Source organism: Amycolatopsis sp. NPDC023774, assembly GCF_040639695.1.
Lineage (GTDB): Bacteria > Actinomycetota > Actinomycetes > Mycobacteriales > Pseudonocardiaceae > Amycolatopsis.
The window spans coordinates 82,844-106,005 of sequence record NZ_JBFAAJ010000001.1 but is presented as its reverse complement, the minus strand read 5'-3'; the positions used below and the strand labels follow the sequence as shown (position 1 = coordinate 106,005).

22 protein-coding genes and 2 pseudogenes are annotated in these 23,162 nt (G+C 71.2%); 10 read left to right on the top strand and 14 right to left on the bottom strand.

Features of this window, described 5'->3' with window-relative positions; all coding sequences use genetic code 11:
* Nucleotides 1-255 precede the first annotated feature (255 nt).
* Nucleotides 256-1,101, top strand: coding sequence for a DUF72 domain-containing protein (locus tag AB0F91_RS00550; RefSeq protein ID WP_360593520.1), 846 nt, complete (start codon nucleotides 256-258; stop codon nucleotides 1,099-1,101).
* Between the two features lie 299 nt (nucleotides 1,102-1,400).
* Here the strand turns inward: AB0F91_RS00550 and AB0F91_RS00545 are convergent, their stop codons facing one another.
* Nucleotides 1,401-4,154 carry a BTAD domain-containing putative transcriptional regulator gene (locus tag AB0F91_RS00545; RefSeq protein ID WP_360593518.1) on the bottom strand — a complete coding sequence of 918 codons (2,754 nt, stop codon included), beginning with the start codon at nucleotides 4,152-4,154 and terminating at the stop codon, nucleotides 1,401-1,403.
* A gap of 57 nt (nucleotides 4,155-4,211) precedes the next feature.
* Between AB0F91_RS00545 and AB0F91_RS00540 the strand changes: the two genes are divergently transcribed.
* The gene (locus AB0F91_RS00540; RefSeq protein WP_360593516.1) at nucleotides 4,212-5,147 is read left to right on the top strand and encodes an o-succinylbenzoate synthase; all 936 of its coding nucleotides are present in this window, start codon (nucleotides 4,212-4,214) and stop codon (nucleotides 5,145-5,147) included.
* Between the two features lie 176 nt (nucleotides 5,148-5,323).
* A complete protein-coding gene (locus AB0F91_RS00535; RefSeq protein WP_360593514.1) occupies nucleotides 5,324-5,545 on the top strand; it encodes a PspC domain-containing protein in 222 nt (73 codons plus the stop codon).
* 627 nt (nucleotides 5,546-6,172) lie between these two features.
* Here the strand turns inward: AB0F91_RS00535 and groL are convergent.
* The 9 genes and pseudogenes from groL to AB0F91_RS00490 all read right to left on the bottom strand — a co-directional run.
* On the bottom strand, nucleotides 6,173-7,801 hold the full coding sequence (gene groL, locus AB0F91_RS00530) for a chaperonin GroEL (protein WP_360593512.1): 1,629 nt from the start codon (nucleotides 7,799-7,801) through the stop codon (nucleotides 6,173-6,175).
* A 258-nt stretch (nucleotides 7,802-8,059) separates the two neighbouring features.
* Nucleotides 8,060-8,314, bottom strand: coding sequence for an alkyl sulfatase C-terminal domain-containing protein (locus AB0F91_RS00525; protein WP_360595080.1), 255 nt, complete (start codon nucleotides 8,312-8,314; stop codon nucleotides 8,060-8,062).
* A complete protein-coding gene (locus AB0F91_RS00520) occupies nucleotides 8,251-8,703 on the bottom strand; it encodes an alkyl sulfatase dimerization domain-containing protein (RefSeq protein WP_360595079.1) in 453 nt (150 codons plus the stop codon). The genes AB0F91_RS00525 and AB0F91_RS00520 overlap by 64 nt, the downstream gene beginning before the upstream one ends.
* Before the next feature lie 2 nt (nucleotides 8,704-8,705).
* Nucleotides 8,706-8,930: pseudogene (locus AB0F91_RS00515) on the bottom strand (alkyl sulfatase dimerization domain-containing protein); the annotation flags it as partial.
* 15 nt (nucleotides 8,931-8,945) lie between these two features.
* Nucleotides 8,946-9,611: an MBL fold metallo-hydrolase gene (locus AB0F91_RS00510; RefSeq protein WP_360593510.1), complete on the bottom strand. Its 666-nt coding sequence runs from the start codon at nucleotides 9,609-9,611 to the stop codon at nucleotides 8,946-8,948.
* 336 nt (nucleotides 9,612-9,947) lie between these two features.
* Nucleotides 9,948-11,711, bottom strand: a complete 1,764-nt coding sequence (locus AB0F91_RS00505; protein WP_360593509.1) for a protein kinase — start codon at nucleotides 11,709-11,711, stop codon at nucleotides 9,948-9,950.
* 69 nt (nucleotides 11,712-11,780) lie between these two features.
* Nucleotides 11,781-11,987, bottom strand: coding sequence for a cold-shock protein (locus AB0F91_RS00500; RefSeq protein ID WP_204093028.1), 207 nt, complete (start codon nucleotides 11,985-11,987; stop codon nucleotides 11,781-11,783).
* Nucleotides 11,988-12,089: 102 nt separating this feature from the next.
* Nucleotides 12,090-12,713 (bottom strand): AIM24 family protein, encoded by a 624-nt coding sequence (locus AB0F91_RS00495; RefSeq protein WP_360593507.1) that lies wholly within the window; start codon nucleotides 12,711-12,713, stop codon nucleotides 12,090-12,092.
* Nucleotides 12,714-12,765: 52 nt separating this feature from the next.
* Nucleotides 12,766-13,113, bottom strand: a pseudogene (locus AB0F91_RS00490) (AIM24 family protein); the annotation flags it as partial.
* A gap of 75 nt (nucleotides 13,114-13,188) precedes the next feature.
* Here AB0F91_RS00490 and glp point away from each other — a divergent pair.
* The gene (gene glp, locus AB0F91_RS00485) at nucleotides 13,189-14,394 is read left to right on the top strand and encodes a gephyrin-like molybdotransferase Glp (RefSeq protein ID WP_360593505.1); all 1,206 of its coding nucleotides are present in this window, start codon (nucleotides 13,189-13,191) and stop codon (nucleotides 14,392-14,394) included.
* Here the strand turns inward: glp and AB0F91_RS00480 are convergent.
* Together AB0F91_RS00480 and AB0F91_RS00475 are read right to left on the bottom strand one after the other, a co-directional pair.
* Complete coding sequence (locus tag AB0F91_RS00480; protein ID WP_360593503.1) at nucleotides 14,309-15,622, bottom strand: MFS transporter; 1,314 nt, start codon at nucleotides 15,620-15,622, stop codon at nucleotides 14,309-14,311. The two genes, glp and AB0F91_RS00480, sit on opposite strands and share 86 nt — an antisense overlap.
* 759 nt (nucleotides 15,623-16,381) lie before the next feature.
* Nucleotides 16,382-16,945: a helix-turn-helix domain-containing protein gene (locus tag AB0F91_RS00475; protein WP_360595077.1), complete on the bottom strand. Its 564-nt coding sequence runs from the start codon at nucleotides 16,943-16,945 to the stop codon at nucleotides 16,382-16,384.
* Nucleotides 16,946-17,016: 71 nt separating this feature from the next.
* Here AB0F91_RS00475 and AB0F91_RS00470 point away from each other — a divergent pair, with 71 nt between their 5' ends.
* A complete protein-coding gene (locus AB0F91_RS00470; protein ID WP_360593501.1) occupies nucleotides 17,017-17,337 on the top strand; it encodes a GlsB/YeaQ/YmgE family stress response membrane protein in 321 nt (106 codons plus the stop codon).
* 58 nt (nucleotides 17,338-17,395) lie between these two features.
* Here AB0F91_RS00470 and AB0F91_RS00465 read toward each other — a convergent pair whose 3' ends face one another.
* A complete protein-coding gene (locus AB0F91_RS00465) occupies nucleotides 17,396-17,602 on the bottom strand; it encodes a hypothetical protein (protein WP_360593499.1) in 207 nt (68 codons plus the stop codon).
* A 220-nt stretch (nucleotides 17,603-17,822) separates the two neighbouring features.
* Between AB0F91_RS00465 and AB0F91_RS00460 the strand changes: the two genes are divergently transcribed.
* Complete coding sequence (locus AB0F91_RS00460) at nucleotides 17,823-18,536, top strand: phosphatidylserine decarboxylase (protein WP_360593497.1); 714 nt, start codon at nucleotides 17,823-17,825, stop codon at nucleotides 18,534-18,536.
* 4 nt (nucleotides 18,537-18,540) lie between these two features.
* Nucleotides 18,541-19,542, top strand: coding sequence for a CDP-diacylglycerol--serine O-phosphatidyltransferase (gene pssA / locus AB0F91_RS00455; protein WP_360593495.1), 1,002 nt, complete (start codon nucleotides 18,541-18,543; stop codon nucleotides 19,540-19,542).
* Between the two features lie 8 nt (nucleotides 19,543-19,550).
* Here the strand turns inward: pssA and AB0F91_RS00450 are convergent, their stop codons facing one another.
* On the bottom strand, nucleotides 19,551-20,036 hold the full coding sequence (locus tag AB0F91_RS00450) for a TetR/AcrR family transcriptional regulator C-terminal domain-containing protein (RefSeq protein ID WP_360593493.1): 486 nt from the start codon (nucleotides 20,034-20,036) through the stop codon (nucleotides 19,551-19,553).
* A gap of 182 nt (nucleotides 20,037-20,218) precedes the next feature.
* Between AB0F91_RS00450 and AB0F91_RS00445 the strand changes: the two genes are divergently transcribed.
* The 3 genes from AB0F91_RS00445 to AB0F91_RS00435 are packed head-to-tail and all read left to right on the top strand — an operon-like array spanning nucleotide 20,219 to nucleotide 23,123.
* Entirely contained in the window at nucleotides 20,219-20,350 is a 132-nt protein-coding gene (locus AB0F91_RS00445) for a hypothetical protein (RefSeq protein WP_360593491.1), read from the top strand.
* Between the two features lie 20 nt (nucleotides 20,351-20,370).
* Complete coding sequence (locus AB0F91_RS00440; RefSeq protein WP_360593490.1) at nucleotides 20,371-20,838, top strand: nitroreductase; 468 nt, start codon at nucleotides 20,371-20,373, stop codon at nucleotides 20,836-20,838.
* A gap of 5 nt (nucleotides 20,839-20,843) precedes the next feature.
* On the top strand, nucleotides 20,844-23,123 hold the full coding sequence (locus AB0F91_RS00435) for an AAA family ATPase (protein WP_360593488.1): 2,280 nt from the start codon (nucleotides 20,844-20,846) through the stop codon (nucleotides 23,121-23,123).
* The last annotated feature ends 39 nt before the right edge of the window (nucleotides 23,124-23,162 follow it).

The window sequence follows — 23,162 nt, the reverse complement described above, 5'->3', positions numbered from 1 at the left end:
CCGGCCACGGCGCCACACCGTGATTCCCCGCAGCGGCGGCCCGCCTCGCCGCGAGCTGCCGGCACAGCAACACCGGCTGCAGTGGCCGCCGAATCTCCACCACTGTCCAGCAAGGTCTGAGCAAGACAGGACGTGAGACAGATGTCCTCACGGTTGGGTCGGCTGTCCCGAAGTCCGGTGCGGGTGTCCGGGCGGCGGATGCGTGGGCGGGTTTACCGGAATCTGCCGAGGGGAATCACGCCACGGAGGAAGGCGGTGAGGGAGATCGCCAGGATTCGGATCGGGACGTCGGGGTGGCGGTACCCGCCGTGGCGCCGTGAGTTCTACCCCGAGGGCCTACCGCAGCGCCGCGAGCTCGAGTACCTGTCGCACAGGCTGAACTCCGTGGAGCTCAACGGGTCGTTCTACTCACTCCAGACCCCGGACCGCTACCGCGCCTGGGCTGACCAGACCCCGGCCGACTTCGTGTTCGCGGTGAAGGGCGGGCGCTTCATCACGCACCTCAAGCAGCTGCGTGACGTCGAGCCTGCCGTCGCGAACTTCTTCGCGTCCGGTGTGCTCGCGCTCGGCGAAAAACTGGGCCCGGTCCTGTGGCAGCTGCCCGCGCGGCTCGAGTTCGACCCTGACCGCGTCGAAACCTTTCTCGGCCTGCTGCCCCGCACCACCGCCGAAGCCGCCACGCTCGGCGCGAAACACGACGGCAAACTGAAGACCGCGCCCCACCTCGAACCCGGCAGGAACCGGCCCATCCGGCACGCGCTCGAAGTCCGCCACCCCAGCTTCGTCACCCCGGAAGCCCTCGACCTGCTGCGCAAGCACGACGTCGCCCTCGTCGTCGCCGACACCGCCGGCCGCTGGCCGTTCCGCGAGGACCAGACCACGGACTTCACCTACGTCCGCCTCCACGGCGACGTCGAGCTCTACACCAGCGGCTACACCGAACCCGCCCTGCGCACCTGGGCCGCCAAGATCACCGCCTGGCACGCCGACGGCCACCGCGACGTCCACGTCTACTTCGACAACGACGTCAAAGTCGAAGCTCCCCGCAACGCCATCACCCTCTCGAACCTCCTGTCCCTCAAGCCGCCACCGGCACAGTGAGCGCACAGTGAGCGCGATCGGGTTAGCTGAGGCGTACGGGTGCAGGTGGTCTGCCTGCTGCCTCTGGGGGTCGGCACGCAGACCACCGCACCACGTGCCCGTGGCAACTTGCCACGCCCCACAACACTGTTCCCCGCTGGCCGGCACATCGCCACCAGGACCGACGTCTCGCCACGCCAAAGGGCGAGCCGCCCCACACGGCGAAACGTCGCGGCCAACTTCGCATGAACGTCGGGCGGCAGCGTGGCAACGAGTGGCATCACGCAGCACCGAAGAACGAACCAGCCAACGCCGGCGACTCACCCCGAGACCATCGCCGCCAGTTTGGCCCGGACGTCGGCCGCGTCGGGGTGGGCGAGGTCGGTGAGGAGGCGGACCGAGCGGAGCCAGCAGTCGCGGGCGGCGGCGGGGTGGCCGAGGCGCTGGTGGGCCGTGCCGAGTTGGGCGAGGACGTCGGCTGCTTCGTAGTTCTCGTCCATCGCGAAGAACATGTCCACGGCGTCTGACATGCACTCGATGCCCTCAGCCGGCCGGCCCACGCCAAGGAGGGCTTTGGCGCGCGTGGTCAGCGAGAACCTGCCGTCGCGGGGCGTGGGTGCCAAGGCGAGCGCCTCGTCGGCCAGCGCCAAGGCACGCGGGAAATCGCCGAAGCGACAGCACAGGTCCCCCAGTGCGCGCAGCACGTTGGCCTCGAAGCCGGTCATCCGCAGGTCCCGCACGATCTCCAGCGCCCGCGTGCCGTGGGCGAGCGCCGCGGGGAAGCCGGACGGCGAATCGGCCGCCATGGCCAGGTTGTAGAGCGCCCGCGCCTCGCCCTCGCGCGAGCCGAGCTCGCGTTGCAGCGTCAGCGCCTGCTCGAGGTACCGCCGCGCCGCCGCGTAATCGCGCACGACCCCGTCGATCACTCCGAGGCAATTGAGGATTCCGGCCTCGCCACCCCGATCACCCGACAGCCGCGTGCCCCGCAAGGCCAGCTCGTTGAGCGCCCGCCAGTCGTCGACGCGGGCGCGGCCGGCGAAGTACGTGAACATCAGCCACGTGAGCTTCCAGCAATGCGCGTACTCCCGCAGCCGGAACGCCAGGTGCACAGCCGCGACGAGGTTCCCGTACTCCGCGGCGAACCACGCCAGCCCCGCGTGGTAGTCGGCGAACTCGAGGCCACCGTCCGCACGCAACTCCAGCGACCCGTAGATCCGCTCGGGCCGCATTGCTCGCGAAGCGTTCAACGCCGTAGAAAGGTAGAAATCCAACATTCGCAAACGTGCCGCCGACGCCTCCTCTGCACTGTCCACGTGGTACGCCAGCTCCGCCGCGTACGCCCGGATCAGATCGTGGAACTGGTATCGCCCCGGCTGCGGCTGAGTGAGCAGGTGCGCGGACACGAGAGCGTCCAAAGCGGACCCCGGCGGCGAACCCAGCAACACCTCGGCGACGGCGGGCGTCACATCCGGACCTGAAGGCAGACCCAGTAACCGCAACAACCGCGCGGCATCCGGCGGCAACGCCCGGTACGAGTACGAGAGCACCGACCGGATGTTCGTCTCCTCGCCATCACCGAGGTCGAACAAACCGAGCCGATCAGGTTCGGCGTCCAGTGCGTCCACAAACGATCCCAGCGGGTAGTCCGGGAACTGCGCGGCCCGCACGGCCAGGATCCGGATAGCCAGCGGAAGTCCCCCGCAGTACTCTACAAAGCGTGACGTGGCACCAGGATCTCCGTTGACGCGGTCGACGCCGATCGTCGAGGCCAGCAACTCGACGGCGCCCGCCTCGTCCAGCTGCTCCAGCGCGATCCGGCGGGCGCCGTGCGTCGCGACGAGGCCGCGCAGCTGCCAGCGGCTCGTCACCACGACCAGACACCCCGGCCCGGGCAGCAGCGGCCGTACCTGCTCGGTGCTGTTGGCGTTGTCCAGCACCACGAGCAGCCGCCGCCCCGCCGTGTGCGTGCGCCACGTCGCGGCGCGACCGTCCACATCGGCCGGAATCTGATCACAAGGTACGCCCAGCGCCGACAGCAGGGCCTCCAGCGCCGCCAACGGTTCAACCGGCTCGCCAGGACCGTACCCGCGCAGGTTCAAGAACACCTGTCCACCCGGGAACCGGTCCGCGACCTCGTGTGCGAAGTGGACGGACAGCGTGGTTTTCCCCATGCCACCCATACCTTCCACGGAGGCGATGGGGGTCGACGTGCTGTCCTCCGCCGGAAGCAAAGCACGCAGCGACTTCAGGTCCGCCTCACGACCGGCGAAGGTATCGAGGTCGGCCGGCAACTGGTGCGGCACCTGAGGATCGACGGCCGGCTGATAGGGCGCCCCACCCAGCACGAGCCGGTGCACGCGCTGCAGCCCGGCGCCGGGATCGAGGCCCAGCTCCTCGGCGAGCACCGCACTGATCCGCCGGTACACCTCCAGCGCCTCGGCCTGCCGCCCGGAGTGGAACAACGCGAGCACGAGCTGCTCGTGCAGCCGTTCCCGCAACGGGTGTTCCCGGGTCAGCCGCGTCAGCTCCGGCACCACCGTGGCGAACTCACCGACGGCGATCAGCGCGTCGGCCCACAGCTCGCGCACGCGGGTGCGTTCCTCGGCGAGCTGGCCGGCCTCGTCGCGGTGCAGGGCGTCGGACTCCACGTTCTGCAGCGCCGGCCCGCGCCACTGGCCGAGAGCGTCGGCGAACAACCCTGCCGCACGACGGTGTTCACCTTGTTCGAAAGCTGTCCTCCCCCGAGCCGCGAGTGTGCGAAACCGACCGAGATCCGTTGCCAACGGATCAAGCTCCAGCAGGTACCCACCACGTTCTGTGCGAATGGCAACAGCCGGGCCCAGCGCGCGCCGCAGCCTCAGCACATAAGTCTGGAGCGCGCCCTTCGAGCGGCGCTGGTCGTCGTCCCAGAGCCAGCGGCCGAGCTCGTCGACGGACACCACGCGGTTGGCGCGCAGCAGCAGCCCGGCGAGCACGATCAGCGGGCGGCTCCCGCCGAGCGGCACGGCGCGGCCCCCGGCCACGACCTCGGCCGGGCCGAGCACCCGGAAGTCGAGGCCGTCCACACGTCTCATTCTGGCCGGTCGCCGCCCGATCGGCACGCGACTTCGCCAGTGGCATGATCTGCGGTGATGAAGGTCTACGCGCTGCCCCTGCACAACCGGTTCCGGGACATCACCGTCCGTGAAGGCGTCCTGCTCGAAGGACCCGCCGGGTGGGGTGAATTCTGCCCGTTCGCGGACTATTCGGACGCCGAGAGCGTGCCGTGGCTGGCGAGCGCGCTCGAGGCGAGCGAGCAGGGCTGGCCCATCCCGGTACGCGAACGTGTCGAGGTCAACACGACCGTCCCCGTCGTGTCGCCGGACCGCGCCCACGCGCTGGTCCGCGCCTCCGGCTGCCGCACGGCGAAGGTGAAGGTCGCCGACAAGCGCGCCACGCTCGCCGACGACTGCGCCCGCCTCGAAGCCGTCCGCGACGCCCTCGGCCCGGCCGGCGCCATCCGCGTGGACGCCAACACGGCCTGGGACGTCGACACCGCCGTCACCGCGCTCGCCGCCCTCGACAAGGCGGCCGGCGGCCTGGAGTACGCCGAACAGCCGTGCCGCACCATCGACGAGCTGGCCGCCGTGCGGCGCCGCGTGTCCGTGCGCATCGCCGCCGACGAGTCGATCCGCCGCGCCGAGGACCCGCTGAAAGTCGCCGTTGCCGGCGCCGCCGACATCGCCGTGCTGAAGGTCGCCCCGCTCGGCGGCGTGCGGCGCGCGCTGGAGGTGGCCGAGGCGTGCGGGCTGCCGTGCGTCGTGTCGTCCGCCGTGGAGACCAGCGTGGGCCTCGCCGCCGGCCTGGCCCTCGCGGGCGCCCTCCCGCGGCTCGACTTCGCCTGCGGCCTGGGCACGATGTCCCTGCTGAACGGCGACGTCAGCACGACCTCGCTGTCCCCTGTGGACGGTTACCTGCCCGTCTTGCCCCAGGCGCCGGTGCCGGATCGGTTCGCGGAATTCGCCGCCGCGCCCGACGTCACCGAGGCCTGGCTGGCGCGGCTGGACCGGGTGCGCGCGCTGCGCTGAGCCTCAGCGCCACCACGAGCGGTGGGCGCGGACCAGCCCATCAACCCACGCCTGGTCCGGCTGGGTATTGGCGCGTACCCGGACTTCCCTGACCTCGACTCAGGGTCGGAGTCCAGGGTCGGTCTCCGGGCCGTTCCCGGATGTGCCGCGGGGCCGCGCCGCGGAGTATTCATGGCATGACGAACAGCGTGGACACCCCGGAAACCAAGAAGCTCTTCCGCAGCCGCACCGACCGGATGTTGACCGGGGTGTGCGGGGGCTGGGCCGACTACCTCGGTGTCGACCCGACGATGGTCCGCATCGCGGTCGTGGCCGTGACGGTGCTGTCCGCCGGGATCATGTTGCCGGTTTACGTCGCCGCCGCCGTGCTGACGCCCGAAGCGACCCAAACCGCCTGACCCGCCGCGGCCGAGGTGGGCCGCGGTATCGGGGGAACGGGGTGGCACAACCAAGGGAGAGCGAACGGCCCGGGCGTGGCGAGCGCCTGGGCCGTTCGCTGTGTCCACAGCGGACGGCACCAAGAACGTCCGGCACCGACGGCCGAACACCGATGTCTGCCAGACAGCAGGCGACACGATCCGGCCGCCGTCGCCGGCCTGCGCACCCTGCCGCCGACGGTCGGCCGATCCCGGACCCGCGCACCACGAGCACGCCAGCCGGCGCGCACATCGGCACCGCGGACAACCGACCGACGCACCGACGGCTTCACCGTCCTCAACACGATCTCGACCTTCGGCTCGTTCGTGCTCGGCGCATCGATGCTGCCGCGGCCGAACCCGCGCCCGCCCACGACACACCGCACGTGCCCGACAGCCGGCCAGCGCATCGACCCCAGCCGAACCGACGCCCACACCCGCGCCACACGCCAGCCGACTTGCCACACCGTGCGCCGCCGTACCGGGGCACCGATCGAAGCCGTATCCGAGACTCGACCGCCGGCACAAACCGTTGCCGCAAAAGGGAAAAGCCCGGCCCACCGAAGTGGACCGGGCATTTCCGGATCTAGCGTCGAACAGCAGCCGAACTCAGAAGTCCATGCCACCCATGCCGCCGGACGGGTCGGCCGGAGCGGCGGCAGCCTTCTCCGGCTTGTCCGCGACGACAGCCTCGGTGGTCAGGAACAGCGCCGCGATGGAGGCGGCGTTCTGGAGCGCGGAGCGGGTGACCTTCGTGGGGTCCGGCACGCCGGCGGCGAGCAGGTCCTCGTAGACACCGGTGGCGGCGTTGAGGCCGTGGCCCTGCGGGAGGGACTTGACCTTCTCCGCCACGACGCCGCCCTCGAGGCCGGCGTTGATGGCGATCTGCTTGAGCGGCGCCTCGACGGCGACCTTGACGATGTTGGCACCAGTGGCCTCGTCGCCCTCGAGCTTCAGGCCCGCGAAGGCAGCCTCGGCGGCCTGGATCAGAGCCACGCCACCACCGGCGACGATGCCCTCTTCCACGGCGGCCTTGGCGTTGCGCACCGCGTCCTCGATGCGGTGCTTGCGCTCCTTGAGCTCGACCTCCGTCGCGGCACCGGCCTTGATGACGGCGACGCCGCCGGCCAGCTTCGCGAGGCGCTCCTGCAGCTTCTCACGGTCGTAGTCGGAGTCCGAGTTCTCGATCTCCGCGCGGATCTGGTTGACGCGACCCTGGATCTGGTCAGCGTCGCCCGCACCCTCGACGATCGTGGTCTCGTCGCGCGTGATCACGGCCTTGCGGGCGCGGCCCAGCAGCGACAGGTCCGCGTTCTCCAGCTTGAGGCCGACGTCCTCCGAGATCACCTGGCCACCGGACAGGATCGCGATGTCCTGCAGGATGGCCTTGCGGCGGTCACCGAAGCCCGGGGCCTTGACGGCGACGGACTTGAAGGTGCCGCGGATCTTGTTGACGACCAGGGTGGCCAGGGCTTCGCCCTCGACGTCCTCGGCGATGATCAGCAGCGGCTTACCGGACTGGATGACCTTCTCCAGCAGCGGCAGAACGTCCTTGACGTTCGAGATCTTGGAACCGAAGAGGAGGATGTAGGGGTCCTCCAGCTCGGCTTCCTGGCGCTCCGGGTCGGTCACGAAGTAGCCCGACACGTAGCCCTTGTCGAAGCGCATACCCTCGGTGAGCTCGAGCTCGAGGCCGAAGGTGTTGCTCTCCTCGACGGTGACGACGCCTTCCTTGCCGACCTTGTCCAGCGCCTCGGCGATCAGCTCGCCGATGGTGCGGTCAGCGGCCGAGATCGAGGCGGTAGCAGCGATCTGCTCCTTGGTCTCGATCTGGACGGCCATCTTGTGCAGCTGCTCGGTGATGGCCTCGACGGCCGCCTCGATGCCGCGCTTCAGGCTGATCGGGTCGGCACCCGCGGCGACGTTGCGCAGGCCCTCGCGCACGAGCGCCTGAGCGAGCACGGTGGCGGTGGTGGTGCCGTCACCCGCGACGTCGTCGGTCTTCTTGGCAACTTCCTTGACGAGCTCGGCCCCGATCTTCTCCCACGGGTCCTCGAGCTCGATCTCCTTGGCGATGGAGACACCGTCGTTGGTGATCGTCGGCGCGCCCCACTTCTTTTCGAGCACGACGTTGCGGCCACGCGGGCCGAGCGTCACCTTGACGGCTTCGGCGAGGGTGTTCAGGCCGCGCTCAAGACCGCGGCGGGCGTCCTCGTCGAACGCGATCAGTTTGGCCATTGCGGTGTGGTCCTCCGGTATTGGGCGCCACCGCCGCGCTGTGTCGTCGTACGACTGTCAGCGGCGGCAGCAGGACACGTCCTCGGCCAGGCTCGGTGCCCGCGACGGACGACTGACCTTGGTCAGCCTCACCGTCCCGACCTTCAAGCACGCAGTCGGTGACCGCGCGCTTGGCACTCAACGGCGTCGAGTGCCAATGCCGTGTTTAGCACTCCCACGGTGAGAGTGCAAGAACCGCAGGTCAGTGATCCACGCTTGTCACGGGGTGACCATGGCGAAAGCAGGGCCGTCCGCGTCCAGGAGAGCGAGCAGGCGCCGGAGAACGGTGAGGTCGCCGGTGCGGTCGAGGTCATCCGCGCCGCCGCCGGAGAGCAGGCCGAGCAGCTGGTCCTTGGTCAACGTGAGGGTCAGGTCGACGTCCGCGGCGGACTTCGGGTTCGCGGTCCGGATCAGCGCGCCGTTGGACAGGGTGGTGCGGATCGTGGTGGCGAGGTCGGTGAAGCGCCACTCGATGGTGAGCGGGTCGGCGGCGGCGCGGGGAGGCGTCGACGCGGATGGCGAGGGAGTCGAAGAGCTGCTCGACCGTGAGCGCCGCCGCCATGCCGCCGCCGACGTCGAGGGGCGGCGGCGTGATGCCGTTGCGGAGCTCGAGCGCGCCGAGGAGGTAGAAGTTGCGCCAGGTCGGGTTCTCGGCTCCGTAGCCGAGGCGCTGGGTAGACCTCGGCCAGCGCGTTCTTGGCGACGGAGCTGTCCGGGTCGGCGAACACGGCGTGCTTGAGCAGCTCGGCGGCGAAGCCGAGGTCGCCGGCGTCCGCGTACTCCTGCGCCTTGCCGAGGACGGCGGGCCCCCGCCGAGGACGTCCACGTAGCGGGCGGCCAGCGCCTGCGGCGGGTGCTGCCACAGCGACGTGGGATGGCCGTCGAACCAGCCGAGGTAACGCTGGTAGATCGCTTTGACGTTGTGGCTGACCGAGCCGTAGTAGCCCCGCGCGGGCCACGCGTTCTCCAGCTCCAGCGGCAGCGTGAAGTCCTCGGTGATCTCGATGCCGGTGGCGCCCCGGTTGAGCCGGCGCAGGGTCTGGTCGTGCAGGTACGCGTAGCGATCTCGTTGCTGCGAAAGGAACTTCACCACACGCGCGGTGTCTCAGGTGGGCCAATGGTGCGAGGCGAACGCCACGTCGGTGCCGGCTCCGAAGAGCTCGATCGGCTCGTCGAGGTACTGGGCCCAGACCCGCGGGTCACGGACCAGTGCGCCGCGCAGCGTGAGGAGGTTGTGCAGGTTGTGCGTGGCGTTCTCGGCCAGGCACAGGGCGCGGCGGTTCGGGAAGTGGAAGTTCATCTCGGCCGGCGCCTCGGTGCCCGGCGTGAGCTGGAAGACGACGCGGACGCCGTCGAGTACCTCTTCCTGCCCGGTCGCGGTGATGTCGACGGTGGGCGCGAGCAACCCGAGCCGGCCCGTCGACGTGGCGATACCGAGCCCAACGCTGACCTGGCCGGTGGTGCTGACGTCGAGGGTGATGCCGTACATGTAGGTGGCCCGGCGGCTCATCGCCGTGCCCGCGTACACGTTCTCCGCCACGGCGTTCTCCAGGAAGCCCACCGGGGCGAGGATCGGGACGTCGCCCGCGCCGGCGGGCAGCACGCCCAGCACGCCGCCGAAGTGGTCGGCGTGCGAGTGGGTGTAGATCACGGCGGTGACCGGCCGGTCACCGCGATGGGTGCGGTAGAGGGCGATCGCGGCCGCCGCGCATTCCTCGGAGATCAGCGGGTCGGTCACGATCACGCCGCGCCCGCCTTCGACGAGCGTCATGTTGGAGATGTCGAAGCCGCGGACCTGGTAGATGCCGGTGGTCCTCGTACAGCCCGTTGGTGCGGCACAGCTGCGCCTGCCGCCACAGGCTGGGATTCACCGTGTCGGGGCAGTCGCCCTCGAGGTAGGCGTACGGGCGCAGGTCGAACAACCGCGCGGCCTTCGGCACCGGTGATGGTGACGGGGGTCGAGTGTCGCGACGAACCCGCGGGCGGCGTCCTCGAAGTCCTGCCGGTCAGCGAAATCCATGGCGGGTCCCCTCGACCTCCGGCGTGTCCGGGGAGTCGAACACAGCCGGGATTCGAGGTGGCCACCTACCGGAGGTGAGATCGCGGGTCAGCGGCTCGGCTGGATGGGGATCGACGCGGGCGGCGGCTTGAGCGACGGCGAGCCGGACTGCGAACCGCTGGGGCCGCCCGGGCCGACGGGGATGTTCGGCGCGGTCGTGGGGGTGGTTGTGCCGCCGCCGCTGTCGTCGCCACCGAAGAGGAAGATCGCGCCGACGATCAAGCCGGCGAGCACCACGATCCCGAGGCCGATCCACAGCCACTTCCGGCCACCGCCGCCGCGCGACTGCTGGAACGCCCCGGCGCCTCCGGCGGGCGACGGCGGACGCAGCCGCTTCGGGTCGCCGGGCGGGCCGTAACCCGGGTGCATGCCGGGGTAACCCTGTTGCTGGTTGGGGTAGCTGCCGTAGCCGGGCGGCGGGCCGGGCTGTCCCGGGTGGCCCGGATATCCCTGCGGTGCTTGCGGTCCCTGCGGCGGCATGCCGGGGTAGCCGTAGCCGGGGGGCGGCCCCTGCGACGGGGCGCCGGGGGGCTGACCGGGGTTCTGCGGGGCACCGGGCCGGCCGCCGGGGCCGGCCCACGGGTTTCCGTCACCGGGTCCGGCCTGGCCGGGTGCGCCTTGTCCGGCGACACCGTGCGCGCCGGGTCCACCTGGGACACCAGGTCCGCCGGGACCGCCCTGGCCGCCGGGTCCCGACCACTGGGCGGCGTGCGCCGGGTCGTTCCCCTGAGCACCCTGACCACCCTGGCCACCGGACCCACCCGGACCCTGCGGCGCGCCTTGGCCGTATCCCGGCTGCTGTCCGAAGGGCGGCATGCCAGCGCCCTGCCCCTGGGGACCGTGAGCACCCTGCCCGGCCTGACTGCCCTGATTGCCCTGGCCGCCGGCCGCGCCCGGACCACCCGGCCCGGCCAGTCCGTTCTGCACCGCACCCGATCCCGGCGGCCCGGGCGGCGTGTCCGACGTGGCGAGCGGTCCCAGCGCCACGCGGGCGGCGGCGATCATCGCCACGCAGCTCGGATACCGATCGGCGGGGTTCTTCGCCATGCCCTTGCGGATCACGTCGTCGACGGCGGCCGGCAGCGCGACCACGCGCGACACCGAGGGCGGCTCGCCGTTGAGATGGCCCTTGATCACGGTCGGCACGTCGCCCTTGAACGGCGGGGTGCCGGTGAGGCACGCGTAAAGCACGCACGTGAGCGCGTACTGGTCGGTACGCCCGTCGAGCGGCTCGCCACGCAGGTGCTCGGGCGCGGCGTACGTCGGGGAGCCCAGGAAGTCGCCGCCCCGCGTGCGGTGGCCGGTGGCGCCGCGGCGGGTGAGGCCGAAGTCGGCGACGTAGACGTGCTCGCGAGAGGTTTCCTTGCTGGTGACCAGCACGTTCGCGGGCTTCACGTCGAGGTGGACGAGGCCGCGGTTGTGGAGGGTGTCCAGCGCGTCGGCGACCTGGTCGAGCAGCGCCAAGGCGCGCGCGGGCGCGATCGGGCCCGAGGAGATCAGGCCGGCGAGGTCGCCGCCGTCGACCATGCGCATGGCGATGTAGAGCATGCCTTCGAGCTCGCCGAAGTCGTACAGGGGCACGATGTTGGCGTGGTCGATCGCGGACGTGTTGCGGGCTTCGTCCACGAACCGCTCGCGGAACTCGGCGTCGGTGCCCAGGTGGTCGCCGATGACCTTCAGCGCCACCTTCCGGCCGAGCCGCACGTCGGTGGCCTGGTAGGTCACGCTCATGCCGCCCTTGCCGAGCACCGAGTCGATGCGGTAGTTGCCCAGCCGGCGACCGGTGAGGTCCCCCGACACATCGCCTGTCACGCTGCGCAGCTTAACGCCCTGCATTCCGCAGCGATGGGCGGTTCGCCCAACCGGTCGGCTGCCCCGGAATCAGGAGACCTTGCGGACGTCCGCGGCCTGACTGCGGCCGTCGCGGCCGGACTGGACCTCGAACTCGACCCGGTCCCCTTCGTCGAGCGTCCGGAATCCTTCGGCCTGGATCGCCGAATAGTGGACGAACACATCAGGCCCTTCGGCGGATTCGATGAACCCGTAGCCCTTTTCCGAGTTGAACCATTTGACGGTGCCGACAGCCACGGCGCCCTCCCTCAGGACAAGATCCGCTGTCCGGTAGCGGCTGGAAGTGCAGTTCACGCTACCGGAATTACGCCCCTCGGCAATGGTTGATTCGCAAATTCGTCAGCCCCGGGAAACCCGCCTGTTCCGCGCTTGCACGAGAACGGTGCCCGGGCCGGCGAAATCGAGGACCAGACCTTCGCCGGTGCGCAGCGACTGCGGGCCGCTCGGGTCCACGGCGCGCAGCCGGCACTGCAGCGTGTCCGGGTAGGCCAGCACGTAGTCCGGCCGCACGGTGACCAGTTCACCGGCCGACAGCTCGAACGAATCGACAGGTCCCGGCGCGGTGAGCACGAGCGGACCGGTGCCGCTGTAGTGGTCCAGGAACCCGGCGTCGGCGCCGAAGAGCTGCTGCAACGGCGCCCACGTCTGGTCGAGGCGCACCGAAGGCGGCCGCGCGAGCACGGCGTCGCGGTGCACCGACCAGCCGGTGTTGCCCGTCAGCTCCAGCGGGTAGACGTCGCCGGGCCCGAGGGGGGCGAGGTCGACCCAGCCGCCCTCGGCGGGCGCGGTGAACACGGAGACGCCGGGCTTGCGAGCGCCACCGCGCGCCGACGGCGGAGCGCCTTCGCGGACGCCGAAGCTGGTCGCCAGCATCGTGTCCGAAGCCGACTGCACGGCCTCGCCGGGCGCGAGCAGCACTCGCGCCACGCCGAAGTTGGGGGTGTGCCTCGTGTGGACGCGCATGTCAGCGGGAGGGGACGGGGGAAAGGATCCAGCTGATCGGCGACGACGGGTTGCGCGTCTGCGTCTGCATGCCGTGCGACGACGCGAGCCACGAGCCGCGCGTGACGCACCAGCCGGTCTGGCCGTCGAGGGTCACGATCTGGATGTCGCCGGGCAGGTTGGCCGCGACGTCCACCCAGCCGCCGTTCTGGGGTGCGGTGTAGGTGGAGATGAAAAAGGACTCACCGCCCAGGAACGCGCGGCCGAGGCCCTTCATGATTCCGCCCTGTGCCTGCGACTGGACCGTCACGCCGTTGCTCGTCGCCATCATCGCGCCCGACTTGACCTGCACGGGCTCCCCCGGCGCCGGCTCCAGCCGCGCGACCGCGAACGACGGCTGGTGACGGACTCGTACCTGCATCAGCACTCCCCTGATCCCCGACTCTTGCCGCGGGAGAGTGTTGCACGCCCGCGCGCGAGGGGGAGGATGGTCCGCGTGATCTCCGTCGACGCCTATCGCGAGACCGTGACCGAGCTGCTCGGCCGCACGCCCGCGACCACCCTGCCCCTCGCCGAAGCCGCCGGGTTCGTCCTGGCCGAGGACGTGCACGCGGGGGTGCCGCTGCCACCGTTCGACAACTCCGCGATGGATGGTTACGCCGTGCGCGCGGCCGACGTCGCCGGCGCCGGGCCAGGCTCGCCCGTGACGCTGCCCGTGGCCGACGACATCCCGGCCGGGCGCGTGGACGTCGCGACGCTGGAGCCGGGCACCGCGCACCGCATCATGACGGGCGCGCCGCTGCCGCCGGGTGCCGATGCGATCGTGATGGTTGAGGACACTGACGGCGGCACTGTCGACGTGCGGATCTCCAAAGCCGCGTCCTCGGGCGACCACGTGCGGCGCACCGGTGAGGACGTGGAGCACGGCGTGGTGGCCCTGCGCGCCGGCACCGTGCTCGGCCACTCGCAGCTGGGCCTCGCGGCGGCCGTCGGGCTGGCCGAGCTGTCGGTGCACCGGCCGTTGTCCGTGCTCGTGGTGTCGACCGGCACGGAGCTCGTCGAGGCCCCGAAGCCGTTGCGGCACGGGCAGATCTACGAGTCCAACAGTGTGATGCTCGCCGCCGCGCTGCGCGAGCTGGGCTGCCGCGTCTCTGTGGTGCGGAGCGTGGTGGACGACGTCGAGGAGTTCCGCAAGATCATCGAACCGAAGCTCGCGGACGCCGACCTGCTGATCACTTCGGGCGGCGTGAGCGCCGGCGCGTACGAGGTGGTCAAGGACGCGCTGACGGGCCAGGGTGTGCGGTTCCAGAAGATCGCCATCCAGCCCGGCGGGCCGCAGGGCTGCGGCCACTGGAACGGCGTGCCTGTGGTGACGCTGCCGGGCAACCCGGTGAGCGTGCTGGTGTCGTTCGAAGCCTTCCTGCGGCCGGCTTTGCTATCGGCCATGGGCCATACGGACGTCGACCGCCGCCGCGTGCGCGCGCGTCTTTCGGAGGCCATGACCTCGCCCAGCTCGCGGCGCCAGTTCCGCCGGGGCTTCTACACGCCCACCGAGGGCGAGGTGACCGGCGTGGTCGGGCCGCGGGGCGGGCCGGGCTCGCACCTGCTGGCGGCGTTCACGCAGGCCAACTGCCTGATCGTGCTGCCGGAGGGGGTTGGTGAGGTGGCTGAGGGTGCTGAGGTCGACGTGCTGCTGCTGTAGGGAAGTCCCTCCGGCTGCGGAGCGGGCCGGTGAGCAGGACGGCCAGTGAGGCGAGCTGGACACCGCCCATGACCAGCATCGTCTCGCGCACGCCCAGCGCTTCGCCGAGGACACCGCCGAGGAACGCGCCCAGCGGGATCGTGCCGTAGTTGACGACGGCGGAACTCGCGGTGATGCGGCCGAAGAGATCGGGTGGGCAGTAGGTCTGGCGGAAGGTTCCGACGAGCACGTTGGACCCGACGATCCCCGCGGCGACACCCATCCCCGACAGCACGAACACCGTGAGCCCGGCGCCCGGGGTGGCCAACGGACCGAGCAGCATCGCCGGTGCGGCGAGCGCTTCGCAAAGCAGGAACGCACGCGCCGCACCGACGCGCTTCCCCAGCCGCGCGGCCAACGGTGCGCCGGCGACGCCACCGACCTCCGCGATGGCCAGGACCACCCCCACGGCTCCCGGCCCGGTGCCGAGGTCGCGGACGAGGAACACGACCTGGATGGCTGCGTACCCGTCGAGCGCGAGGTTCGCCACAGCGGCGGCTCCGATGAGGGACCGCAGATAGCGGTCGTGCGCGATGAAGCCGATTCCCTCGGCGATCTCGGTGCGCAGACGTCTGCCGGCGCGGGGCTTCGGGCTTTCCTTCGCCCGGACGTAGCGCAGGCACAGCACGGAAAACCCGAAACTCACGGCATCGGCGAGCGCCCCGGTGACAGGTCCCGCGACGGCAGCGAGCAGCCCCGCCAGCCCAGGCCCACCCACCTGCGCGGCGGACTCGCTGCCCTGGAGCTTCACGTTGGCTTCGAGCAACTGGGCTTTGGTCACGAGCACCGGCACGTAACTGCGGTAGGCCAGCGAGAAGAACACCTTCGCGAACCCGCCGACCAGCGCCACGCAAAGCAGGTACGGCACCGTGAGCCACCCGGCCACGTATCCGACCGGGACAGCCGCGAACGCCACCATCGACACCAGGTTGCACGTCACCATCACGCGCCGCTTGCGCCACCGGTCCACCCACGCCCCGGCCGGCAACCCCACCACCAACCACGGCACCCACGCGACCGCGGCCAGCAGCGCCACGTCGAACGTCGAGGCCTGCAGGACCAGCAACGCGACGAGCGGCAACGACGTGCCGGCGACTGCGCTGCCGAGGGTGCTGATCGTCTCACCGGTCCAGATGAGGCGGAAGTTGCGGTCTCGCCGTAGGGCCGTGGTCATTTGCGGGTCAGTCATGGGTTATCGGGCTGGTTCGGGCGGTCGTGGGCCTTCTGCTGCTCGCGGTGGATTCGGTTGGTAGTCGAGGGTTTTGTCCGCCTCGGCGCCTTTGCGGGCACAAAGGGCCTTGCTTGCCCGACCGGCTTTGCGCACCCGGCGAATGTCGCCCGCCCGTGCGGGTTCGCGCGCGCAAAGGGCTTCGTTGGCCAGAACGGCTCGGCGTACTCGAAGGACATCGCCGACACACCCCGCTCGGCGTACTCGAAGAACCTTGCCGACGCACCGCCCGTCGTACTCGAAGGACTTCGCCGACACACCCCGCTCGGCATGCTCGAAGGACATCTCCGACACACCCGGCCCGGCATATTCGAAGGACATCTCCGACACACCCGCCCTCGGCCACCCGAACAACCTTGCCCGCCCACGTGGCTTCGCTCCCCGAAAGGGCATCGCCCGCCTGACCAGCGTCGCGTACCCGAAGGGTTCCGCCGGCCTGAGTCGCTTTCACACCCCGACGGGCTCTGCGCCATCAACGAAGGACATTGCCCAACTGACCACGACTTCCGAGCGATCTCACGACCGCGGCCGAGCCGTCTGTGCCCCCAGTAACTCACCTTGGGAAAGCCCCCACCCATCCTCGGGGGAGCGGCCCTTGCCGAGCTTACCGCCCCCCACCGACAAAATGATCTCCAAAGCCGAGCTGTCCACAGCGAAGCCGAGTTGTGGACAACGACAGAAAGCCCGCCTCCGCAACGAAAACGCGCGGCGCACCACGGATCAGGGTTGCGCGGGGAAGCCTCGGGCGAAAAGGAAGACCGGGCGGCGCTCGACGGAGTCGTCGGGGGCGGGGCGGTCGGTGTACTCGGCGAACAAGGCCAGGACGCGGGAGCTCAGCTCCATCACCTCGACAGGAGACAAGCGCGCCCAGGTTTCGTTGGTGAACCAGGCGTCGCGCCATTCGGTGGGGGCCGTTTCCAGGTCCGAGAGCCAAGAGCGGGACAGTGAAGCCTGCCGGTCGAGGGAGACGACCTCGGCCGCGTCGCCCACCGGGTCGCCGACGAAGTCCGAAGTGGACCAGGACAGGGCCCGGGAAGGGCGGCGCCACCAGCGTTCGCGGCGGTCGCGGGCGAGTTCCGGGGCCTCTTCGACCAGGCCTGCGGCCGCGAGGACCTTGAGGTGGTGGCTGATGTTGCCGACGGCCGACGCCGTGCGGTCGGCGAGGACCGAAGCGGTGGCGGGGCCGTCGAGCTTCAGCAGGTCGAGCAGGCGCAAGCGGAGCGGGTGGGACATCGCCGCCAGGACACGGGAGTCGCGGATCTGCCGCACGTCGTCGGACACAATCGACAAGAGTAGTTGTACAACAGGTATTGCACAACATGTCTTGTGGAACCAACCGCCAGTATCCTCACGCCATGGGTTTCTTCACCTGGATCATCTTCGGCGCGCTGGTCGGCTGGCTCGCGAACCTGGTCGTCGGCGGACCGGACCGGCGCCGGCAGGGATGCCTGGTCAGCGTGCTCGTCGGGGTGCTCGGGGCGGCCCTCGGCGGCTTCATCTACCGGCTGGCGACGGGTGAGCAGCAGCGTTTCGAGTTCGACTTCCCGAGCTTCGGCGTCGCGATCCTGGGCGCGATCGTCCTGCTGGCGGTGCTGCGGCTGGTCGGCTCGATCGGCCGACGGTCCAGGCGCGACGACTACCCACGCGACAACTACCGGCGGGAAAACTACCGGTGACAGTTTGTAACGGTTTCCGCACGAACCGTCAGTAACCCCCGGAAACCGCCTAAACTGATCAGTTCCGCGTCCGGGTGCATGCGTCGTCGGGGGACGCATGCACCCGGCCCGCCCGGATCGCCTCCCGGACCACGCGCACGGCGCGCGCCGTGTCCACGAGCACGGGCATGGGCGCGGCGGAGATCTCCCGTCGCCAGGCGCACAGCAGCTCGGTGAGCGGATCGGGTACGGACATCGCTTCCTCGGCGGACTCAGGTCCGGGCATGGCTCCCGAACGGCGGGTACTACCGAGAGTTGTCGATGAATTCGATCAGCCGTTACCGGTTTGTGGGCACGCCCACCCGCGCCGGGGAAACCCTGACGGTGGAGCCGCCACCGGCCCTGGACGTGTCCGCCCGCCGACGGGCGGTAGCGTGGTGATTCCCAAATCGGACGTGAAACCCGTCCTCTCCCTCCGAACGCAACGAACAGCGGGGAACCGATCCATGAGCGGCAAGCCCACCGGCAATCCCCTCACACACGCAGTGCAGCTCGCGCGGGAGACGATCCCGCCGATGCACCCCGCCGGGCGTCCGTTCGTCTTCGGCGGGCTGGCGGCGACGCTGGTGCTGCGCCGGTTCTCCAAGCGCCTCGGCGTGATCGGCGCGCTCGCGACCGCGGCCACCGCCGCGTTCTTCCGCGAGCCCCAGCGCGTCGCGCCGGAGCGGGACAACATCGCCGTCGCCTCGGCCGACGGCTTGGTGTCCCTCATCGAAGAGGCCGTGCCGCCGCCCGAGCTGGGGCTACCCGCCGAGCCGCGGATGCGCGTGAGCGTGTTCCTGTCGGTGTTCGACGTGCACGTCCAGCGGATCCCGGCCCCGGGCGTCATCGAGAAGGTGGCCTACCGGCCGGGCAAGTTCCTCTCCGCGGACCTGGACAAGGCGAGCGAGGACAACGAGCGCAACTCCGTGCTCATGCGCACCGCCGACGGCCACGAGCTCGTCGTCGTGCAGATCGCCGGCCTCGTCGCGCGCCGCATCCTGTGCGAGATCCACGAGGGCGACAAGGTGGCCGCCGGTGCCACCTACGGCATCATCCGGTTCGGCTCCCGTGTCGACCTCTACCTGCCGCCCGGCAGCCGCGTGCTCGTCGCGAAGGGCCAGCGCACGGTCGGCGGCGAGACGGTGATCGCCGAACTCCCGGCGCTGGGGGAAGGCTGATCTCATGGCCCGCGTGACCACCCCGAGCATTCGGCTGCTGCCGAACGCCATCACGGTGCTGGCGCTGTGCGCCGGGCTGTCGGCCGTGCAGTTCGCGCTCGCGGGCAACTACGCCATGGCCATCGCGGCCATCGGCATCGCGGCGGTGCTCGACAGCCTCGACGGGCGCATCGCGCGCCTGCTCGACGCGACGTCGAAGATGGGCGCCGAGCTCGACTCGCTGTCCGACGGCATCTCGTTCGGCGTGGCGCCGGCGCTGGTGCTGTACGTGTGGCAGTCGCACGGCGACCGCATCGGCTGGGTGGCTTCGCTGATCTTCGCCGTCTGCATGATCCTGCGCCTCGCGCGCTTCAACACCCTGCTCGACGTCACCGACAAGCCGCCCTACGCCGCGGAGTTCTTCGTCGGCGTCCCCGCGCCGGCCGGCGGTCTCGCCGCCATGCTGCCGCTCATCGCGACGCTGCAGTGGGGCGAGGGCTGGTGGTCCGAGCAGTACGTGGTGATCGCCTGGACGATCGCCGTCGCCGCGCTGCTGATCAGCCGCATCCCGACGTTGTCGCTGAAGACCGTCAAGGTGCCCGCCAGGGCCATCGCGCCGCTGCTGGTGGGCGTCGGTCTCCTGGCGGCCGCGATCATCCAGTTCCCGTTGGTGGCGCTGGCCATCGCGCTGGTGCTGTACCTGCTGCACATCCCGTACGCGGTGTACCGCAACCGTTGGCTCGCCGCGCACCCCGAGGCGTGGACGGTCCCGCCGCGCGAACGCCGCGCCATTCGCCGTGCACGTTCGCAGCGGCGCCTGCGGTTGCGTCCGGCGTCTCGCCGGGTCGCGGGCGCGGCGATGCGCGCGGTGCGGCTGCCGCGCAACGGCTCCGACTTCGTGCGGGCGACGCGGGCCATCCGGGATCGCGACCACTCCGGGTCTGCGGCCGGCAGCTCCGGCGGTGCCGGTTCCGGCCCCAACCAGCGACGCCGGAGCTGGCGCCGGATCGGGATCCGCCGCCGCTGACCCGCGCGTCAGCGAGCCGCTGCCGCGCGCAGGCCGGTGAGCAGCAGGTCGAGCTGGTCGTGGAAGTCCTGCACGCAGTCGACGTCCGCCAGTGACGGCAGCACGCGGTACAAATTGGGCAGTTCCTCCGGCGTGACCATGCGGCTGAACCAGTCGCCGACGGGTTCGTCCCGCTGTGCGACGTCCCCGGCGACGGAGTCGGCCAGCGCCGCGCCGAACCTGAGTCCCATCAGCGACCGGTAGCCGCGGGCTGCGGCTTCCTCGTCGAGCCCGGCGTCAAGCAGTGCGCCCAGGAGAACGTCGATCACGCGCAACGCGCCGGGCGAGCGCGGGTTCGCCTCCTCGGCCACCAGCGCGCACCACGGCCGGGTGCCACGTGAACGCCGTGCAGAGGCCTTCGGCGAGCCGGCGGACGCGGGTTTCCCAGCTCCACGACGGCACCGGCAGCGGCACGGACTCGAAGACGCGCGCGGTGAGCCGGTCGAGCAGGTCACCTTTGTTCTTCACGTGGTCGTAGAGCGGCCCGCCTCGACGCCGAGGCGGGCCGTGAGCTTGCGCATCGACAGCGCGCCCATGCCGTCGGCGTCCACCAGGGCCAGCGCCGCGCCGAACGTGAGTCCCATCAGCGACCGGTAGCCGCGGGCTGCGGCTTCCTCGTCGAGCCCGGCGTCGAGCAGTGCACGAAACGCTGCTCACCACCACCCGTTCCGTCCGCCGCAAACTGGACCTCGACCGGCCGGTCGAGCCAGCGGTGATCGAAGACTGCCTGCGCATCGCCCAGCAGGCGCCCGCCGCCGGCGGCTGCTGAAGGCGCAGCGCTGGATCGTCGTGCTGGGCCCTGAGCTGCGCGCCGAGGTCGCGGTGATCACCAGGAAGGCCGCGCACGAGGTGTGGCAGCACTACGCGCACCTGGCCGACACCGGCATGTTCGCCTCCGCCCGCCACCTCGTGGACCACCTCGACCGGGTACCGGCGCTCGTGCTGCCGTGCATGCCGGGCCGGCCACCGGCGTCGGCCGCGGAGCAGTCGTCGTACTACGGCTCGATCTACCCGGCGACCTGGAGCTTCCAGCTCGCGCTGCGCACGCGCGGCCTGGCAAGCTCGCTGTGCAGCCACCACCTCGCGGGCCACGAGCCGGACGTCGCGCGCCTGCGGGGGATCCCGGCCGACGTCACGCAGGTCGGCCTCATCGCCGTGGCACACTCGACGCAGCGTGAGTTCTCCCCCGCCGCGCGGCCACCGGTGGGCGAGATCCTGTCGTTTGACGCCTGGGCGGGGTCCGCGTCGCTAGGGTGAACGGTGTGAGCGACCCGCAGATCACGCTGACCGTCAGGCACACGCCGTCCGCGCTGGATTCCCGGCGTGGAGTCGTGCGGATGCACCCCGAGGTGCTCGACGCGCTGGGCCTGCGCGCCTGGGACGCCGTGCACCTCACCGGCGCCCGTCGCAGCGCCGCGCTGGCCGCGCCGGCCGGGGAGGGCACGCCGGGCGTGGTGTTGACCGACGACGTCACGATGTCGAACCTCGGCGTCTCCGAGGGGTCCGAGATCGTGGTGACGCCGGCCGACGTCGCGGCGGCCAAGACGGTCACCGTCTCCGGCTCGCGGCTGGCCAGCGTGTCCGTGCCGCCGCAGACGCTGCGGCTCGCGCTCACCGGCAAGGTACTCACTCGTGGCGACGCCGTTTCGCTGCTGCCCCAGGACTTGGCGCCGGCGCCGGGTTCGGACGTCGCGGCCGTGCGCGGGCAGCTCTCGCGCGCGATCGGCGCGACGTGGACCAACGAGTTGCTCACCGTCACCGCCACGGAGCCGGAGGGCGTGGTCGTGGTCGGGCCGTCCACTGTGGTCAGCTGGCGCGACGGCGCCCGCACGGGCGAGACGCCGACCGACACCGTGCCCACGCGCAGCGCGACGGCCCTCGTGCGCAGCACCGCCGTGACGGCGGCCGAGGACTACCTCGACGCGGAGGTCATCGAGGAGACCAAGCCGGAGGAACTCGCGGAACCGGTCCCGCCGGTCGCCGACCTGGTCGGCGCGGAAGGGGCCGCGCGCAAGCTCGCCGAGTGGTTCGACCTGGCGTTCCGGCGGCCGGAGCTGCTGATGCGGCTGGGCACGTCGGCGCACCTGGGCGTGCTGCTGTCGGGGCCGGAGGGGGTCGGCAAGGCGACGCTGGTGCGGTCCGTCGCGCAGGCCGAGAAGGTGCGCGTGGTGTCGTTGGTCGCGCCCAACATCGCCGTCCTGGAGCCGAACACGGCCCACGCCCGCCTGCGCGAGGCCGTGACCCGCGCAGCCGAGGGCGACGGGCCCGCCGTGCTGCTGATCAACGACGTCGACGCGCTCCTGCCGGCCACGCAGCCGCCGCCGGTGGCCACCGTCGTCCTGGAGGAACTGCGCGCGGCCATGCGCCGCGAGGATCTCGCCGTGGTGGCGACGACGCAGCGCGCCGAGTCCGTGGACCCGCGGTTGCGCACCGCCGACCTGCTCGACCGCGAGCTCGGCCTGCCGCTGCCCGACGCGAAGACCCGCGTGGAGCTGCTGCGGATCCTGCTGCGTGACGTGCCCGTGGAACCGGGTGCCGACCTGGGCGTGCTCGCCGAGAAGACGCCCGGGTTCGTCGCCGCCGACCTCATCGCCCTGCGTCGCGACGCGGCTCTGCGCGCCGCCCTGCGCCAGCGTGACGTCGCCGAGCCGCGGATCTCGGAGCACGACCTGCTCGACGCGCTCGCCACCGTCCGGCCGATCTCGCTGTCCACTTCGGACAACCTGGCCACGGGCGGGCTGACGCTCGAGGACGTGGGCAACATGGTCGACGTCAAGCAGGCCCTCACCGAGACGGTGCTGTGGCCGCTGCGCTACCCGGATTCCTTCGCCCGCCTGGGCATCGACCCGCCGCGCGGCGTCCTGCTCTACGGCCCGCCCGGCGGCGGCAAGACGTTCCTCGTGCGCGCACTTGCCGGCACGGGCGCGCTCAACGTGTTCGCGATCAAGGGCGCCGAGCTGCTGGACAAGTGGGTCGGCGAGTCGGAGCGAGCCGTGCGCGACCTGTTCCGGCGGGCCGCCGACGCCGCGCCGTCGCTGATCTTCCTCGACGAGATCGACGCGCTGGCGCCGCGGCGCGGGCAGTCGTCCGACTCCGGCGTGGCCGACCGCGTGGTCGCCGCGCTGCTCACGGAGCTCGACGGCGTGGAGCCGATGCGCGAGGTCGTGGTGCTGGGCGCCACGAACCGGCCCGAGCTCGTGGACCCGGCGCTGCTGCGGCCAGGTCGCCTGGAGCGGCGCATCTACGTGCCGCCGCCCGACGCCGAGTCGCGCACCGCGATCCTCAAGGCGACGTCGAAGAACACGCCGCTGGCGTCCGATGTGGATCTGGCGGCCATCGCGGCCACCCTGGACGGTTACTCCGCCGCCGACTGCGCCGCGCTCATCCGCGAGGCCGCGCTCACGGCGATGCGCGAGTCACTCGAGGCGCACGTGGTCACGGCCGCCCATCTGGCGAAAGCGCGTGAGGTCGTGCGGCCGTCGCTGGACCCGGCACAGCTGGCGACGCTGCAGGCGTACGCGCAGGCGCAGCAGGAACGCTGACGGCAACGGGGGCCCCGCCTTCGCGGTGGGGCCCCCGTT